The sequence below is a fragment of the Telluria sp. ZT3P26 genome (assembly GCF_059686035.1).
Window position 1 is genome coordinate 156,532 of the sequence record NZ_JCASII010000004.1, and the last position, 15,646, is coordinate 172,177.

Annotated in this window: 17 protein-coding genes; 13 read left to right on the top strand and 4 right to left on the bottom strand. The window is 65.1% G+C overall.

What is annotated here, in order from left to right; all coding sequences use genetic code 11:
- Positions 1-188 precede the first annotated feature (188 nt).
- Genes AC56LN_RS14400 through dxs form a run of 3 tightly spaced genes read left to right on the top strand, consistent with a single transcriptional unit; the run spans position 189 to position 3,220 of the window.
- Positions 189-455 (top strand): exodeoxyribonuclease VII small subunit, encoded by a 267-nt coding sequence (locus tag AC56LN_RS14400; protein ID WP_482897384.1) that lies wholly within the window; start codon positions 189-191, stop codon positions 453-455.
- Positions 452-1,345, top strand: a complete 894-nt coding sequence (locus AC56LN_RS14405) for a polyprenyl synthetase family protein (protein WP_499572690.1) — start codon at positions 452-454, stop codon at positions 1,343-1,345. Before AC56LN_RS14400 ends, AC56LN_RS14405 begins: the two co-directional genes overlap by 4 nt.
- The gene (gene dxs / locus AC56LN_RS14410) at positions 1,346-3,220 is read left to right on the top strand and encodes a 1-deoxy-D-xylulose-5-phosphate synthase (protein WP_499453291.1); all 1,875 of its coding nucleotides are present in this window, start codon (positions 1,346-1,348) and stop codon (positions 3,218-3,220) included.
- Positions 3,221-3,369: 149 nt separating this feature from the next.
- On the opposite strand, the gene AC56LN_RS14415 is transcribed toward dxs, so the two are convergent.
- The 3 genes from AC56LN_RS14415 to AC56LN_RS14425 are packed head-to-tail and all read right to left on the bottom strand — an operon-like array spanning position 3,370 to position 5,394.
- Positions 3,370-4,116, bottom strand: coding sequence for an SDR family oxidoreductase (locus tag AC56LN_RS14415; protein WP_499572691.1), 747 nt, complete (start codon positions 4,114-4,116; stop codon positions 3,370-3,372).
- A 27-nt stretch (positions 4,117-4,143) separates the two neighbouring features.
- On the bottom strand, positions 4,144-4,836 hold the full coding sequence (locus tag AC56LN_RS14420; RefSeq protein ID WP_499572692.1) for a 2OG-Fe(II) oxygenase: 693 nt from the start codon (positions 4,834-4,836) through the stop codon (positions 4,144-4,146).
- Positions 4,837-4,839: 3 nt separating this feature from the next.
- The gene (locus AC56LN_RS14425; protein WP_499572694.1) at positions 4,840-5,394 is read right to left on the bottom strand and encodes a cob(I)yrinic acid a,c-diamide adenosyltransferase; all 555 of its coding nucleotides are present in this window, start codon (positions 5,392-5,394) and stop codon (positions 4,840-4,842) included.
- A gap of 80 nt (positions 5,395-5,474) precedes the next feature.
- Here AC56LN_RS14425 and AC56LN_RS14430 point away from each other — a divergent pair, with 80 nt between their 5' ends.
- The 9 genes from AC56LN_RS14430 to AC56LN_RS14470 all read left to right on the top strand — a co-directional run bounded on the left by AC56LN_RS14430 (position 5,475) and on the right by AC56LN_RS14470 (position 12,573).
- Positions 5,475-6,956 (top strand): FAD-linked oxidase C-terminal domain-containing protein, encoded by a 1,482-nt coding sequence (locus AC56LN_RS14430; RefSeq protein WP_499572696.1) that lies wholly within the window; start codon positions 5,475-5,477, stop codon positions 6,954-6,956.
- Entirely contained in the window at positions 6,956-8,029 is a 1,074-nt protein-coding gene (glcE, locus tag AC56LN_RS14435; protein WP_499572697.1) for a glycolate oxidase subunit GlcE, read from the top strand. Before AC56LN_RS14430 ends, glcE begins: the two co-directional genes overlap by 1 nt.
- Positions 8,030-8,032: 3 nt before the next feature.
- A complete protein-coding gene (glcF, locus tag AC56LN_RS14440) occupies positions 8,033-9,259 on the top strand; it encodes a glycolate oxidase subunit GlcF (protein WP_499572699.1) in 1,227 nt (408 codons plus the stop codon).
- Between the two features lie 123 nt (positions 9,260-9,382).
- A complete protein-coding gene (locus tag AC56LN_RS14445; RefSeq protein WP_482897400.1) occupies positions 9,383-9,682 on the top strand; it encodes a type II toxin-antitoxin system Phd/YefM family antitoxin in 300 nt (99 codons plus the stop codon).
- Positions 9,657-9,914: a Txe/YoeB family addiction module toxin gene (locus AC56LN_RS14450; protein ID WP_499572702.1), complete on the top strand. Its 258-nt coding sequence runs from the start codon at positions 9,657-9,659 to the stop codon at positions 9,912-9,914. The genes AC56LN_RS14445 and AC56LN_RS14450 overlap by 26 nt, the downstream gene beginning before the upstream one ends.
- A gap of 170 nt (positions 9,915-10,084) precedes the next feature.
- Positions 10,085-10,726, top strand: a complete 642-nt coding sequence (locus AC56LN_RS14455; RefSeq protein WP_499572704.1) for a hypothetical protein — start codon at positions 10,085-10,087, stop codon at positions 10,724-10,726.
- 96 nt (positions 10,727-10,822) lie between these two features.
- Positions 10,823-11,137, top strand: coding sequence for a hypothetical protein (locus tag AC56LN_RS14460; RefSeq protein ID WP_482897401.1), 315 nt, complete (start codon positions 10,823-10,825; stop codon positions 11,135-11,137).
- 72 nt (positions 11,138-11,209) lie between these two features.
- Complete coding sequence (locus tag AC56LN_RS14465) at positions 11,210-11,674, top strand: hypothetical protein (protein ID WP_183556956.1); 465 nt, start codon at positions 11,210-11,212, stop codon at positions 11,672-11,674.
- Positions 11,674-12,573: a DUF2145 domain-containing protein gene (locus tag AC56LN_RS14470; protein WP_499572706.1), complete on the top strand. Its 900-nt coding sequence runs from the start codon at positions 11,674-11,676 to the stop codon at positions 12,571-12,573. The genes AC56LN_RS14465 and AC56LN_RS14470 overlap by 1 nt, the downstream gene beginning before the upstream one ends.
- Positions 12,574-12,585: 12 nt before the next feature.
- Here AC56LN_RS14470 and AC56LN_RS14475 read toward each other — a convergent pair whose 3' ends face one another.
- On the bottom strand, positions 12,586-13,074 hold the full coding sequence (locus AC56LN_RS14475) for a glutathione peroxidase (RefSeq protein WP_482897404.1): 489 nt from the start codon (positions 13,072-13,074) through the stop codon (positions 12,586-12,588).
- 192 nt (positions 13,075-13,266) lie between these two features.
- Here AC56LN_RS14475 and AC56LN_RS14480 point away from each other — a divergent pair, with 192 nt between their 5' ends.
- Positions 13,267-15,540, top strand: coding sequence for a TonB-dependent receptor domain-containing protein (locus tag AC56LN_RS14480; RefSeq protein WP_499572708.1), 2,274 nt, complete (start codon positions 13,267-13,269; stop codon positions 15,538-15,540).
- The last annotated feature ends 106 nt before the right edge of the window (positions 15,541-15,646 follow it).

The following is a 15,646-nucleotide window of genomic DNA, read 5'->3' on the forward strand; positions in this document are numbered from 1 at the left end:
TGTGCGCTGGCGGGGAAATTGCCTTCGTGGCATGATTTTCATGATGAGGGAGGGCGTAGCCCAATCGATGGACGGGGCTGCATGTTGCGAATGGTGCAATGTGCGCCCCCCGTGGTGTTGGATTGATCTAAAATACGCGATTGGATTGACCCACGGCGCACAACTGGACGCCCTTACGATACCGACCTATGGCAAAGAATATGACAGCGGGCAGCGCAGCAGCAGTGGCGGCGCCACCCGAATCCTTCGAGGGGGCGATGGCCGAACTGGCCCAGCTCGTGACACAGATGGAGTCCGGCGCCTTGCCGCTGGACGCCTCGGTCGCGGCGTATGCGCGCGGCTCCGAACTCGTCAAGTACTGCGCAGGGCAGCTCGAGAAAGTCGAGTCGCAGGTCAAGGTACTTGAAGGCGACATGCTCAAACCGTTCTCGGGCGACGACGAGGGCGTGCAATGAGCGCGCCGGCGTTCGCCGACTGGACCCGCCAGGTCCAGCACGACGTCGAGGGCGCGCTCGACGCGTTCCTGCCAGCGGCCACCCAGGTGCCGCACAAGCTGCACGAAGCGATGCGCTACACGACGCTGGGCGGCGGCAAGCGTGTGCGCCCGCTGCTGGCGTACGCCGCCGGTGCGCTGTTCGACGCCGACCCGGCCGCGCTCGCGCGGGTTGCCAGCGCCGTCGAAATGATCCACGTGTATTCGCTCGTGCACGACGACATGCCGTGCATGGACGACGACGCGCTGCGCCGCGGCAAGCCGACGGTGCACGTGGCGTATGACGAAGCGACCGCGCTGCTGGTGGGCGACACGCTGCAGGCGCAGGCCTTTACGGTACTGTCCGAGTGTGCCACCGTGCCACCGGCGCGCCTGTTGACGATGGTGCGCCTGCTGGCACAGGCGGCCGGCTCGAACGGCATGTGCGGCGGCCAGGCGATCGATCTCGACAGCGTGGGCCTGGCCCTGACGCGCGACGAACTCGAACGCATGCACCAGCTGAAAACAGGCGCCATGCTGCGCGTGTCGGTGCTGCTTGGCGCGCTCGCGGGGCGCGACCTGACGCCACTCGAAGTCGAGGCCCTGAACGCTTATTCGGCCGCGATTGGCCTGGCGTTCCAGGTAGTCGACGATGTACTTGATGCGACCGCCGACTCGGCCACGCTGGGCAAGACCGCCGGCAAGGATGCGGCCGACAACAAGCCGACCTATGTGTCGATCCTCGGCCTGGCGCCTTCGCGCGACCTGGCCGAGCAATTGCGGCGTGACGCGCATGACGCGCTGGCGCCATTCGGAGAACAAGCACAGCGGCTGCGTGAACTGGCAGACCTGATCGTGCAGCGGAAGGCCTAAATGAACCTGCTAGACAATATCAACGACCCGTCCGACCTGCGCAAGCTGCCGCGCACCCAGCTCACGCCACTGGCCAAGGAGCTGCGCCAGTTCCTGCTCGAGTCGGTCTCGAAAACAGGCGGCCACCTGTCGTCCAACCTGGGCACGGTCGAACTGACCATCGCGCTGCATTATGTGTACGACACGCCGCGCGACCGCATCGTCTGGGACGTCGGCCACCAGACCTACTCGCACAAGATCCTCACGGGCCGCCGCGGCCGCATGCCGTCGCTGCGCCAGTTGAATGGCCTGTCGGGCTTCCCGAAGCGCGACGAAAGCGAGTACGACACGTTCGGCACCGCCCACTCGTCGACCTCGATCTCGGCCGCGCTCGGCATGGCCGCCGCCGCCAAGATCAAGGGTGAAGACCGCCACGCCATCGCCGTCATCGGCGACGGCTCCATGACCGCCGGCATGGCGTTCGAGGCGCTGAACAACGCGGGCGTCGAAGACGACGTGAATCTCCTGGTCATACTGAACGACAACGACATGTCGATCTCGCCGCCGGTCGGCGCGCTCAATCGCTACCTGGCGCGTCTGCTGTCGGGCCAGTTCTACGCCGCCGCCAAGAACGTGGGCAAGAGCGTACTGCCGGCGCCCGTGCTCGACCTGGCCCGCAAGCTCGAAGAACATGCGAAGGGCATGGTGGTCCCGGCCACGATGTTCGAGGAATTCGGCTTCAACTACATCGGCCCGATCGACGGCCATGACCTCGAATCCCTGATCCCGACGCTGGAAAACATCAAGAAGCTCAAGGGCCCGCAGTTCCTGCACGTGGTGACCAAGAAGGGCCAGGGCTACAAGCTGGCCGAGGCCGAGCCGATCCTGTACCACGGCACCGGCAAGTTCAATCACCTCGAAGGCATCAAGCCGGCCACCGCGCCGGGCAAGATCACCTACACCGAAGTCTTCGGCAACTGGCTGTGCGACATGGCAGCGGCCGATCAGCGCCTGGTCGGCATCACGCCGGCGATGCGCGAAGGCTCGGGCATGGTCCGCTTCCACCAGGAATACCCGCAGCGCTACTTCGACGTCGGCATCGCCGAGCAGCATTCGGTGACGTTCGCCGCCGGCATGGCGACCGAGGGCGTCAAGCCCGTGCTGGCGATCTACTCGACGTTCCTGCAGCGCGGCTACGACCAGCTGATCCACGACGTGGCGCTGCAGAACCTCGACGTGACGTTCGCGCTGGACCGCGCAGGCCTGGTCGGCGCCGATGGCGCGACCCACGCCGGCAACTACGATCTGGCCTACCTGCGCTGCATCCCGAACATGGTCGTCATGGCGGCGTCGGACGAAAACGAATGCCGCCAGATGCTCACGACGGCTTACCACTATCCGGGCCCGGCTGCCGTGCGCTATCCGCGCGGCGCCGGTGTCGGCACGCCGATTGTCGAGGCCTTGAACTCGATCGAGATCGGCAAGGGCGAAGTGCGCCGCAGCGGCAAGAACATCGCCATCCTGGCGTTCGGCTCGATGGTCTCGCACAGCATCCTGGCCGGCGACGAACTCGATGCGACGGTCGCGAACATGCGCTTCGTGAAGCCGCTGGACGTCGACCTGGTCAAGCGTCTGGCGCAGGAGCACGACCTGATCGTGACGGTGGAAGAGGGCTGCATCATGGGCGGCGCGGGCGCTGCCGTGATGGAAGCGCTGGCCGCCGCCGGCATCGCCAAGCCGGTGCTCAATCTGGGCTTGCCGGATACCTTCATCGACCAGGGCGATCCGGTGGCGCTGCTGTCGTCGGTGGGCCTGGATGCCAAGGGCATCGCGGCATCGATCCGCGCGCGCCTGTCGGCGTCCGGTGAACCGCGCCTGGTGGTGAACAACGGCTGACGCGGTCGTGGTGCACGGCAACACGCCGTGTGCATCATGCCGTAGCGTGGACGGGTTTCCCGTCCACGCGTTCAACAAGCTTTCGCATACCACGGCGCAAGGTTCGCGCGGACGCGTGGACGGCATAGCCGTCCACCCTACAGGCAGGGTCAGACGATCCCGCCATTGACCCGCAACGTCTGGCCATTGACCCAGGCGCCCTGCGGACTGACCAGAAACGCCACCGTGTCCGCGATATCGTCCGGCGTGCCAAGCCGTTCGAGTGGCGCCATCTTGCCCAGGCGCTCGACCAGCTCGGGCGTCTTGCCTTCCATGAAAAGATCGGTCGCCGTCGGGCCCGGGGCCACGGCCGTCACCGAGATCCCCTTGCCGCGCAATTCCTTGGCAAAGATATTGGTAAACGTTTCAACCGCTGCTTTCGAGCCGGCGTAGATGGCGTAGCCGGGCAGCGCCAGGCCGATCACGCTGCTGGAAAAATTGACGATGCGGCCGTTGGTCCGCATGCGTGTGGCGGCCAGGCGCAGCATGTTGAACGTGCCGCGCGTGTTGATGGCGAAGATGCGCTCGTACAGCGCGTCGTCGGTGTCGGCCAGCATGGTCGTGCCGGGCTGGATGACGCCGGCGTTGTTGACGACGATGTCGACGCCGCCATACTCCGCCTCGGTCGCGTCGAACAAGCGCACGCAATCGCTTGCGTTGGCCACATCGCCCTGCAGCGCGATGGCCCTGCCGCCGGCGGCCTCGATGGCCTGCACGACGTCGTCGGCATCGCTGGCGCGATGGGCGTAGTTGACGACAACGGCGCTCTTGTCTTGCGCCAGGCGCAGGGCGATGGCCCGGCCGATGCCGCGCGAGGCGCCCGTGACGATGGCGACTTTACTTGTAGTGGCGTCCATGCTTGCCTTCCAGGTGATCAAGGTGATTTATGCGAACAGCGTTTCGGCGCGCTGGTACAGGATCCAGGATGTGGCGATGTATTTGTCGCCACTGACCGCCACATTGCCCCGGTGCGTGTGCGTGAAGCCCGCCGGTGCGATGACCATGCGGCCTTTTTTTGGGGCGATCTTTCGGCCCTGGTACAGGAACTCGGTCTCGCCGCCCTCGGCCACATCGTTCAGGTAGACCATCCACAGCAACACCCGATGGAGCGACTCGCCACTGGCATTCTGCGGATAGATCTCTGAATGCCAGTGGTGATAGCCGCCGCTCCCGCGCAGGTACTTTTGCAGGTTGATCGTGCCGGGCCGGTACAGCACGCGCAGCAGCTCATCGATGTTGGGTCGTCCCAGTTCATCGAAGTTGGCCATCGACAGAACGGTCGGCACACCGGTCACGGGATGCTCGAGCGTGGGCGAGAGTGACCCCATCAGCAGCATCCGGTAGCGTTCGGCGTAGGCGGCCAGGTGGCGCGCCATCGTGTCCACCAGGAGGCCCGTCACGTCGGCCCACTCCGGATGCTGGTTGATCGTGATGTCGTAGCTGTCCTTCTTGACGACATCGACGCCGTTGCCTGTCTGCCCGCGCACCACCTTGTCGCTGGCGTCGAAGCGCTGGATGAGCGCATCGCACTGCTGCGCGGTGAGCGCGTCGTCGTAGACGCCGATGAAGTCGTCCATGACTTATCTGGCCTTGCGCCCGTGATTCCACAGCACGTCACTGCCACCCGCAAAGCGGTTCAGCACGCGCGCCAGCACGAACATCAGGTCGGACAGGCGGTTGACGTACTGGCGCGGGTGCGCGTGGATCTCTTCAGCCTTCGACAGCGCGACGATCGCGCGTTCGGCGCGCCGGCACACCGTGCGGCACAGGTGCGCCGTGGACGCTGCGCGCGAACCGGCCGGCAGGATGAATTCCTTCAGCACCGGCAGGTCGGCGTTGTATTTCTCGAGCATGGTATCCAGGCGCAGCACGTGTTCTTCCTTGATCATCTGGTAGCCGGGAATGCATAACTCGCCGCCCAGGTCGAACAGGTCATGCTGGATGCCCACGAGTTCGTCGCGCAGATCCGCCGGCATGTCTTCGCACAGCAGCAGGCCGACAAAGGAATTGAGTTCGTCGACTTCGCCCAGCGCGTGGATGCGCGCGCTGTCCTTGCCCGTGCGGCTGCCGTCGCCGAGGCCCGTGCTGCCATCGTCGCCGGTGCGGGTTGCTATTTTTGAGAGGCGGTTGCCCATGATGTTCTCTTATGCAGTAGGGTGAAAATACGATGGCACGAGGATACGACAAAACCTGCCGATTTGCTTACAATCGACCCATGTCTTCGTCCAATCCAGCCTTGCCTGACCGACGTGCGCAGGTCGTCGCCGCGCTCCTGGCGCGCGTGCCCGCGGCATGCGTCCTGTTTGCACCCGAAGACACGCGGCCCTACGAATGCGATGGCCTGGCCGCCTACCGCCAGTTGCCCATGGTCGTGACGCTGCCGACCGACGAAGCGCAGGTGCTGGCCATCCTGGCGGTGTGCCGCGCACTGAACGTGCCGGTGGTCCCGCGCGGCGCCGGCACGGGTCTGTCGGGCGGCGCGCTGCCGATCCACGATGGTGTCGTGCTCTCGACTGCGCGCATGAACGCGATCAAGCGGGTCGATCCCCTGGCGCGCACCGCCGTCGTGCAGCCGGGCGTGCGCAACCTGGCCATTTCCGAAGCGGCCGCCAGCCACGGCCTGTATTACGCGCCCGACCCATCGTCGCAGATCGCCTGCACCATTGGCGGCAACGTGGCCGAAAACGCGGGCGGCGTGCATTGCCTCAAATACGGCCTGACGATCCACAACGTGCTGCGCGTGCGCGTGGCCACGATCGAAGGCGACATCGTCGAACTGGGCGGGGGCGCGCTCGATGCGCCGGGCCTGGATCTGCTGGCCGTGTTCATCGGCTCGGAAGGCATGCTGGGCATCGTCGTCGAGGTGACGGTGAAACTGGTGCCCAAACCGGCGCTGGCGCAGGTCATCATGGCCTCGTTTGCCGACGTGGTCACGGCCGGCAATGCGGTGGCCGACGTCATCGCGGCCGGCATCATCCCGGCCGGCCTCGAGATGATGGACCGCACCTCGGTGCGCATGGTCGAACCGTTCGTGAAGGCTGGCTACGACCTGGACGCCGCCGCCATCCTGCTGTGTGAAGCCGATGGCACCGCGCTCGAAGTGGCCGAAGAAATCAGCCGCATGAGCGCGGTGCTGGCGCGCGCCGGCGCCACCGCGATTACCGTCTCGCAGAGCGAAGCGGAGCGCGGGCGCTTCTGGTCGGGCCGCAAGAATGCGTTTCCGGCGGCGGGGCGCATCTCGCCCGATTACTACTGCATGGACGGCACCATCCCGCGCAAGCAGCTGGCGCGCGTGCTGGCCGGCATCGCCGAGATGGAAGTCACGTACGGCCTGCGCTGCTCGAACGTGTTCCATGCGGGTGACGGCAATATGCATCCGCTGATCCTGTTCGACGCCAGCGTGCCGGGCGAATTCGATCGCGCCGAGGCGTTTGGCGCGGCCATCCTGGCACTGTGCGTCGAGGTGGGGGGCACTATCACGGGCGAGCATGGCGTGGGCATGGAAAAGATCGGGTCGATGTGCGTGCAGTTCGGCCGCAAGGAACTCGACGCCTTCTTCGCCGTCAAGCACGCGTTTGATCCGTGCGCGCTGCTCAATCCCGACAAGGCCATCCCCACGCCGCACCGCTGCGCCGAATTCGGCAAGCTGCACGTGCACCACGGGCAGGTGCCGTTTCCCGAATTGCCGCGCTTCTGATGAACACCGTCGAACAACTCCAGCAGCAGGTCAGGGCAGCCGCCGCCAGCGGGCAGGCGCTGTGCATCCGTGGCGGCGGCACCAAACACTGGTACGGCGGCGCGCCAGCTGGCGCCATTCTCGACACGCGCGCCCATGCGGGCATCGTCGACTACGAGCCGACCGAACTCGTGATCACGGCGCGCTGCGGCACGCCGCTGGCCGAGATCGAAGCCGCGCTGGCCGAACGCAACCAGATGCTGGCGTTCGAGCCGCCGCATTTCGGTCCGCACGCCACGCTGGGCGGCGCGATTGCCAGCGGCTTGTGCGGCCCGCGCCGCGCGACGAGCGGCGCCGCGCGCGACTTCGTGCTGGGCGCGACCCTGCTCGATGGCCGCGGCGACGTGCTGGCCTTCGGCGGGCGCGTCATGAAAAACGTGGCCGGCTACGATGTCTCGCGCATGCTGGCCGGCTCGCTGGGCACGCTGGGCGTGCTGCTGGAGGTGTCGGTCAAGGTGCTGCCACGGCCGTTTGCCGAAACGACGCTGCGGTTTGCACTGGACGAGATCGACGCGCTCCGATCCCTGAATACGTGGGGTGGCCAGCCCTTGCCCATCTCGGCCAGCGCCTGGGTCGATGGCGAGCTGGCGCTGCGCCTGTCCGGCGCCGAAGCGGCGGTCGATGCCGCCGTGCGGGATCTTGGCGGCGAGGTGATGCCAGCTGCCGATGCGTTCTGGCGCGCCGTGCGCGAGCAACGCACGGCGTTCTTTGACGGTGACGGTGACGGTGCGCTGTGGCGCCTGTCGGTGCCATCCACCACGGGCGCGCTGGTGCTGGGCGGCGCGCAGATGATCGAATGGGGCGGTGCCCAGCGCTGGTTGTGCGCCGATGGCGACGCGGGTACCGCGCAGGCGATCCGGCGCACCGCGCAGGCCTGCGGGGGCCATGCGACGCTGTTCCGGGGCGGCGACAAGTCGGCCGGCGTGTTCCAGCCGCTCGCGCCGGCGCTGGCGCGTATCCATGCGCGCATGAAAGACGCGTTCGACCCGGCGCATATCTTCAACCCCGGCCGCATGTACCACGAAAGCACATAAGGCATGCAAACGACTCTGGCCGATTTCATCAAGGGCACGCGCGAGGGCACCGAGGCCGAAGCGATCCTGCGATCCTGCGTGCACTGCGGCTTCTGCACCGCCACCTGCCCGACGTACCAGTTGCTGGGCGACGAACTCGATGGCCCGCGCGGGCGCATCTACCTGATCAAGAACGTGCTCGAAGGCGCCGAGCCAACGCGCAAGACCCAGCTGCACCTGGACCGCTGCCTGACGTGCCTGAACTGCGAAACCACGTGCCCGTCGGGCGTGAAGTACGGGCGCCTGCTCGACATCGGCCGCAAGCTGGTCGACGAGCGCGTGGCGCGGCCCCTGGGCGAGCGGCTCACGCGCACGACGCTCAAGGCCTGCCTGCCGCATGCGGGCCTGGCCACGCCCGCGTTCAGGGCGGGGCGCCTGCTGCGGCCCCTGTTGCCGGAGACGCTGCAAGCCAAATTGCCGCCCGTGCCCGCTGCCGGCCGCTGGCCGACGCGCATCCATCCGCGCAAGATGCTGGTGCTTGATGGCTGCGTACAGCCCGGGATGGCGCCGAACATCAATGCTGCCACGGCGCGCGTTCTCGATGCACTGGGCGTGCAACTGACCGTGGCGCCCAAGGCCGGCTGCTGCGGCGCGCTGCGCTATCACATAAACGACCAGGACGGCGGGCTGGATGACATGCGCCGCAATATCGACGCGTGGTGGCCTAGCGTTGACAAGGGCGCGGTCGAGGCGATCGTCATGACCGCGTCGGGCTGCGGCGTCACCGTCAAGGAATACGGCCACCTGCTGGCGCATGATCCCGCGTATGCCGCCAAGGCTGAACAAATCAGCGCGATCACGCGTGACTTGTCCGAAATCCTGACGCCATTCCAGGACCGCATCGCCGCGCTGGCAAAAGGGAAGGGCGGCCCGCCCGTGGCGTACCACCCGCCGTGCACGCTGCAGCATGGCCAGCAAATCCGGGGCAAGGTCGAAGGCGTGCTGCAGGCGGCCGGCATTGACGTTGTGCTGTGCGCCGACAATCACCTGTGCTGCGGCTCGGCCGGCACCTATTCGGTGCTGCAGCCGGCCATCTCGCTCGCGCTCCGTGAGCGCAAGCTGGCCAGCCTGGCCGCGACCGGGGCAGAGCAGATCGTGTCGGCCAATATCGGGTGCATCTCGCATTTGCAGGCAGGGACCGGGACGCCTGTGACGCACTGGGTCGAGCTGCTGGAGCAGAAATTGACCTGATCGACTGCCATTTCTCATTGCAAAAGCACTTGCTAACATTCATTCCTGCACTATACTTGTACGACATATAGGACAAGTTCGGGCAATATCGTCGGTCCTTTAAGAACAGCACAGGAGGTGCACATGAGAATCATCAATTTTTCTGAGGCCCGCAACAGCCTCAGGAATGTCATCGACCAGGTCGTCGATGATGCTGACGTGACAGTTATCTCCAGGCGCGATGCACCCGACGCTGTCGTCATGTCCTTCGAGTATTACAGCAGCCTGATGGAGACGGTTCATTTGCTCAGCTCACCGGCAAATGCAGCGCATTTGGCCAAGTCGATTGCTCAAGCGCGTGCAGGTGAAGCAAAGCAGCGGGAGTTGTTAGCGCCATCCAGCGCCGAGGAATCGAAAAATGCGCATACTGAAGTTCACGGATGAGGGCTGGGACAGTTACGTATATTGGCAAACGCAAGACAGAAAGACGCTCAAACGCATCAACGATCTTGTGAAGGATGTGCAACGAGATCCATTTGCTGGCATTGGGAAACCAGAGCCCTTGAAGCATGGCTTGAGCGGATGCTGGTCGCGCCGCATCGATGAATCCAATCGATTTGTCTACATGGTGAATGACGCGGAATTGATCGTCATCTCTTGTCGTTACCACTACTGATGGTTTCGGCGTTGCAAGCCGGGATGGGCGATGGCCACGACCTACCGGTTGTCATGATCTTCGCAGTCGGGTTTGAGAAGGCGTTTCGGCATTGAGATGGTGAGAATCCGCGCTTATTCTCGTACCGCTATTTGCTAATCTGGCACGTTGCTGACTAACCAATCCTGCACATGTCCTCACCGATTCCGACCCTTGCCCTGTCGTGCACGTTCCTGTTTTTATCTGCCACCGCAGCAGCCACACCCTCCGCAAATGCAACGAGCACATCATGCAGCCATGATCGCAGCCGCCTGCTCGCCCTGGATGAAGCAAAGTTCGACCAGGACATGCGTGGTGGCTGGCGCCCGCTTGGCGATACGCCGGGCTGCGAACTTGTGGCGGCCGATTTGCTGCGTGACTATCGCCAGGCCCACGGCAACAAATCCGGCATGCTGTACTGGCACGAAGGGCAGATGCGCGCCATCGCCGGCCAATCTGCACCTGCAGCAGCATTGATGGAACATTCGCGCGTGCCGGTGGAGGATGATCCTTCGGGATGGAATTTCTATGTAGACGCATCGATCGCCTTCCTGCGCAAGGACAGGACCGCCCTGAACGATGCACACCGGAAGCTGGCCGCCGTACCGCCGATGACCGGCGAGGATGCGCCGGCCCTGGTGGATGGCTTCATCGAATTGCCCACGGCTGACGGCACGACACTCAAAATGCGCTGGCCCATGAATATCGATGTAATCGAAGGCCTGCAGCGCTGTTTTGACAAACCGTACAAGATCGCCTACGCCACCGAATGTCGGCAGGGTACGGCAAACTGATTCGGGAGCGTCCGCGGGACATCGGGCCACTGCAGCAACGCGGTGAGCGTGGTAGCATCGCCCCGACCCCAGCAACGAACACCAGCAGGAACGATCTTGAGCTTTACCTTTCAACTCGTGCGCGAGGATGAAGACAGTCCGCGCGCCACCGTCTTCGAAGACAGCAGTACCCCGGGCCTCGTGCCGGTATGGGAAGCGGCCGGCGTCTACGACGCGCTCTACAACAGCGATGGCCAACTGGCGCGCGACGTGTCGCGTCGGTTGGCGTATGGCGTCGACCGGCTGAACGATGACCCGGGGCTTGCCAACCTGCTGCCGCCCGGCCTGTCGATGGATGTGGCGATCCGCTTCCTGGACAACGTCACCCGCGCCTGCATCACCCACGGCGCAGCCCGTATTCAGACGCGATAAAATTGCCCTATGGTCATTCGGCGCAAGGGCTTGTACCATAGGAGCGTTCTGCTCGCCAAATGAAAGAGTGCCATGACCTTGCCTATCCTCTCCCGCACGCTGTGCCTGACCCTGTTCGCTGCGGCCTGCAATGCGCCCGCGCAGGCTGACAGCTTCGCGTCGTCCGCGTCCAGCGCCGGCTCGGCGTCGTCCGCCAGCATTTCCGATTCGGTCAGCGGTTCCAGCAACAGCTCGAGCGACAATGACAAGGTCGCCGCCGGCCAGTACCGCGTGATCAATATCGCGCACGCTCCGAACAAGCCCGACACCACCCGCCTGACGCTGCGCGCAACCGCTGCCGGCCAGGCCCGTTCGTTCGAGCTCGATGTGCCCAACCGCGCCCTTGCGACGCGCACCGTGATCGCGGGCGACGTGGTCCAGGTCAATGAGCGCGCCTACGGCTACGAATTCGCCTACGCCGACACCCAGCGGCCATTCTTCCTGGCGCTGCAGGACGAGTGGTATCGCGAGCTGGGCTCGCGCAAAGTCACGATCTGATGCTGGTGCGCCAGGCTGCGCTGGCGCTGCTGTTGTGTGCGAGCGGCAGTGCCCTGGCCGGCTTTCCCACCTTCTGCGACCGCTCGCGCGACCTCAACGCGACCGAACAGGACCGCGTGCTGCGCTTTGCCGGCGTCGTCAAGCAGGAGCTGGCGCGCTCGAACGGCAAGGTGGCCCTGATCGCGCGCGCCGGCACGGACCTGAGCCGCTTCAATCTGGTGTATTCACACGCCGGCGTCGCACTGCGCGATACGCCGGACAGCCCGTGGGCCGTGCGCCAGCTGTATTACGAATGCGACGAGGCGCGCCCGTACATCTTTGACCAGGGCATTGCCGGCTTCGCGCTCGGCGCCGACGCACCGGGCAAGGGCCATATCGCCTTGTTGTTCCTGCCGCCTGACGACAGCGCGTCGCTCGAACGCGCGGCCCGCGACAAGGCGCTGGCGCTGGCGCTGCTGGCCGGTCAATACAGTGCGAACGCCTATGCTTATGGCACCAAATACCAGAACTGCAACCAGTGGGTGGCCGAGCTGATGGCCAGCGCGTGGGGTGGCGCGACAGGGGAGGGCAACGCGCGGAAAGAAGCGCAGGCCTGGCTGCGCGCCAACGATTACGTCCCCGGTCCGGTCAAGGTGCCATCGCATTTCACGATGTTCGCCGGGCAGTTCGTGCCGCTCGTGCACGTGGACGACCACCCGGTGGAGGACCTGCACGCGCTGTCGCTGCAAGTCAGTGTGCCGGCCTCGATCGAGGCGTTCGTGCAGCGCCGCGCACCCGAGACACAGCGCGTGGAAATCTGCCATGACGAACGCCGGATTGTCGTGCGGCGCGGCTGGCAACCGCTGGGCGCAAGCTGCGAGCCGGGACCCGGCGATGAAGTGATCGCCATTGCGCCGTGAGCGCCGGCGCAGTCAGGCCCCGGTTGCCAGCACCTTCTCGATATCCCCGCCCAGGTCTTCCGGCTTGGTGGTCGGCGCATAGCGCGTGACGACCGCGCCTTCGCGATTGACGAGGAATTTGGTGAAGTTCCACTTGACCGCCTCGGTGCCCAGCACGCCGGGCGCCTCGCCTTTCAGAAAGCGAAACAGCGGATGCGCGTCGTCGCCGTTGACGTCGACCTTGGCGAACATCGGGAACGTGACGCCATAGTTCTTTTCGCAGAAGGCGCCGATCGCTGCTTCGTCGCCCGGCTCCTGGTGGCCAAACTGGTTGCACGGGAAGCCCAGCACCACGAGGCCCTGGTCCGCATAGCGGCGCTGCAGCGCTTCAAGCCCTTGGTATTGCGGCGTGAAGCCGCAGGCGCTGGCCGTATTGACGATCAGGAGCGCCTTGCCGCGGTAGCGCTGCAGGTCGACCGGCTGGCCGTCGAGGGCAGTGGCGTTGAAATCGTAGGCATTCATTGACGTCTCCTTGTTGTGAACAATGCAGTTTACGCTACTGCAGGGGGGCGCACGGCAGAGCGCTGGCCCCGGCGTCATCGGTTGGCCGATCAATGCCGTGACATTTCGTCCGCCTTAGCATTTCTTAACAAATTTCGGGCGCCACGCATGCGACAATCACGCTCGTCCCAACGTCCAGTCACCCAGGTATTCATGTCACGTCACCGTTCTTCCACCCTGTTGTTCGCGCTGCTCGCGCCTATTTGCGCATTTGCCCAGGAAACCGCCGTCCGGCCGGCGGAACCTGTCACTGGCGCCGTGACGCCGACCGCCCCGGCGCTGCAGGCGGCCGACGTCCCCGTCGCCTCCACCGTCGCCGTGACGGCCGCGCGTTCGTCCAACCGGATCGACCGCCAGGCGTATGACGTCAAGAGTGACGCCGCGTCGACCAACGACACGGTGGCCGACACGCTTAACAAGGTGCCGTCGGTGGCGGTGGACGCGGACGGCAACGTGACGCTGCGCGGGCGCAGCAATGTGCAGATCCTCGTCGATGGCAAGCCGTCGGCGATGATGCAGGGCGAGAACCGCGCTGCAGCGCTGGGCGCGATTCCGGCGGCCGATCTGGATTCGGTGGAAGTGATCAACAACCCGGGCGCGCAGTTCGGCAACGAAGGCGGGGGCGGCCCGATCATCAACTTGGTGATGCGGCGCGAGCGCACGCCGGGCGGCTTTGGCGCCGTCAATGCGAACGTCGGACCGGAAGGGCGCGCCAATGCGTCGAGCTTCGGTAGCTACACGACCGGGCGCATGAGCGTACAGGGCGGCGTGTACGTCCGGCGCGACACGCGTGGCTCCGATGGCGAAACAAACCGCGACCGGATCGATCCGCTCTCCGGCGCCGTGGCCAGCAGCACGCAGCGCTCGACCAGCGAGACCGACACCGAGGCCGTGGGCATGAACAGCTCGCTGACCTACAATCTGGGCGACAAGGACGTGTTTTCGGCCAAGGCCAGCTTCTCGGCCAACGGCAGCGATGGGCAGTCGCAGGAACGCTATCGCGGCCTGAACGCCGACGGCAGCATCGACGGCGACTACCTGCGTTCGAGCGTGCGTGACAACGACAACCGCAGCTACAGCCTCAGTGGCGGCCTGGATCACAAGGGCGCGCGGCCCGGCGAAATCTTCAAGGTCGACCTGCGCCTGTCGGGCAACAAGGGCGAGGCCGACACGCGCTTTGCCAGCGATTACACGGTGCGTCCCGCCAATTCAACCGCGCCGCGCACGCACCAGAACAACCTGACCGAGACGCGCGTGATCGACTTCACGGGCGACTATGAACTGCCGGGCGAGAAGGGCGTGTTCAAGGCGGGCTACAAGGTCGCGCAGAACAGCAATGTGTTCGACACGCGCTTTTTCAATGTCGATGAGGCGACACTGGCCGAAAGTCTCAGCAGCCAGCGCACCAACCGCTTCGAGCTCGATGAAACGACCGTCGCCTTGTATGGTACTTACCAGCTTCGCCTTGCCGAGAAGTGGGGCTTGCTGGGTGGCCTGCGCACCGAGTACACCGATCTCGATCTGAACCAGGTCACGACGAACGTCAAGGCCAACAACCATTACTTCGACGCGATCCCGAGCGCCTTCCTGACCTATGACCTGTCGGACGACACGGCGCTGCGCCTGAGTTACGCGCACCGCATCCGCCGTCCGGGCGCGGGCGACCTCAATCCCTTCGTCGTCTACCGCGACGAAACCAACGTCTCGTCGGGCAATCCCGATTTGATGCCCACCAAGACCGACTCGATCGAGCTGGGGCTGGAAACCAAACTGGGCAAGGTCGAGACCAATGTTCGTCTGTACGCGCGGCGCGACTCGGACCTGATCCAGGAACGGCGCACCTTCATCTCCGACACGGTGCTGCTGACCACGCGCGAGAACGCCGGCAGCAGCAACTCGGGCGGCCTCGAATTCACGTTCAGCGGCCGCGTCACGCCAAGCTTGACGCTCAACGCCAGCGGCAACCTGGGATACTCCGAACAGTCGGTGCTGGGCAACAGCCAGGACGACAAGCGCAGCGCCACGTCGCTCAGTGGCCGCGCGCGTGTGAGCTACCAGATCAATCCGACCAACAGCCTGCAACTGGTGCTCAATGCGCAGGGCAAGACGCTGTTCGGCGAAGGCTATCGCCAGCCAACGCGCAGCGCTGACCTGAGCTACCGCCGCAACCTGAGCCAGGCCCTGAGCCTTGTCGTGAACGTCAACGATGTCTTCGACTCGCAAAAGACCGAATCGATCACCGAGACCGACCGCCTGCGCGAATACAGCATCCGCCGCCAGGAAGGGCGCCTCGTGTATGTCGGGTTGTCGTACCGCTTCGGCAGTTTTGGCGGCGCGGGTGGGCGCCGACCGGATGGACCGCGCGGCGGGCCTGGCGGTCCACCAGGGTTCGGGCCACCGGGCGGCGGCATGGGGCCAGGACTCTGATCGATCGGCCCACATGCGCGCAGGGTAATTTGAGGATGTGCTGTTCTACGTAGCAGGGGCGTGACAGAATATGGCACCTTTGAATCTGCCATGACTGTCCCCCCAG

Excerpts from the sequence above, each read along its gene's own strand:
- AC56LN_RS14455 (WP_499572704.1), top strand. The coding sequence starts at position 10,085 with ATGTCCTCACCGATTCCGACCCTTGCCCTGTCGTGCACGTTCCTGTTT.
- AC56LN_RS14465 (WP_183556956.1), top strand. The coding sequence starts at position 11,210 with ATGACCTTGCCTATCCTCTCCCGCACGCTGTGCCTGACCCTGTTCGCT.
- dxs (WP_499453291.1), top strand. The coding sequence starts at position 1,346 with ATGAACCTGCTAGACAATATCAACGACCCGTCCGACCTGCGCAAGCTG.
- AC56LN_RS14400 (WP_482897384.1), top strand. The coding sequence starts at position 189 with ATGGCAAAGAATATGACAGCGGGCAGCGCAGCAGCAGTGGCGGCGCCA.
- AC56LN_RS14445 (WP_482897400.1), top strand. The coding sequence starts at position 9,383 with ATGAGAATCATCAATTTTTCTGAGGCCCGCAACAGCCTCAGGAATGTC.
- AC56LN_RS14450 (WP_499572702.1), top strand. The coding sequence starts at position 9,657 with ATGCGCATACTGAAGTTCACGGATGAGGGCTGGGACAGTTACGTATAT.
- AC56LN_RS14475 (WP_482897404.1), bottom strand. The coding sequence starts at position 13,074 with ATGAATGCCTACGATTTCAACGCCACTGCCCTCGACGGCCAGCCGGTC.
- AC56LN_RS14470 (WP_499572706.1), top strand. The coding sequence starts at position 11,674 with ATGCTGGTGCGCCAGGCTGCGCTGGCGCTGCTGTTGTGTGCGAGCGGC.
- AC56LN_RS14430 (WP_499572696.1), top strand. The coding sequence starts at position 5,475 with ATGTCTTCGTCCAATCCAGCCTTGCCTGACCGACGTGCGCAGGTCGTC.
- AC56LN_RS14425 (WP_499572694.1), bottom strand. The coding sequence starts at position 5,394 with ATGGGCAACCGCCTCTCAAAAATAGCAACCCGCACCGGCGACGATGGC.
- AC56LN_RS14420 (WP_499572692.1), bottom strand. The coding sequence starts at position 4,836 with ATGGACGACTTCATCGGCGTCTACGACGACGCGCTCACCGCGCAGCAG.
- glcF (WP_499572699.1), top strand. The coding sequence starts at position 8,033 with ATGCAAACGACTCTGGCCGATTTCATCAAGGGCACGCGCGAGGGCACC.
- AC56LN_RS14480 (WP_499572708.1), top strand. The coding sequence starts at position 13,267 with ATGTCACGTCACCGTTCTTCCACCCTGTTGTTCGCGCTGCTCGCGCCT.
- glcE (WP_499572697.1), top strand. The coding sequence starts at position 6,956 with ATGAACACCGTCGAACAACTCCAGCAGCAGGTCAGGGCAGCCGCCGCC.
- AC56LN_RS14415 (WP_499572691.1), bottom strand. The coding sequence starts at position 4,116 with ATGGACGCCACTACAAGTAAAGTCGCCATCGTCACGGGCGCCTCGCGC.
- AC56LN_RS14405 (WP_499572690.1), top strand. The coding sequence starts at position 452 with ATGAGCGCGCCGGCGTTCGCCGACTGGACCCGCCAGGTCCAGCACGAC.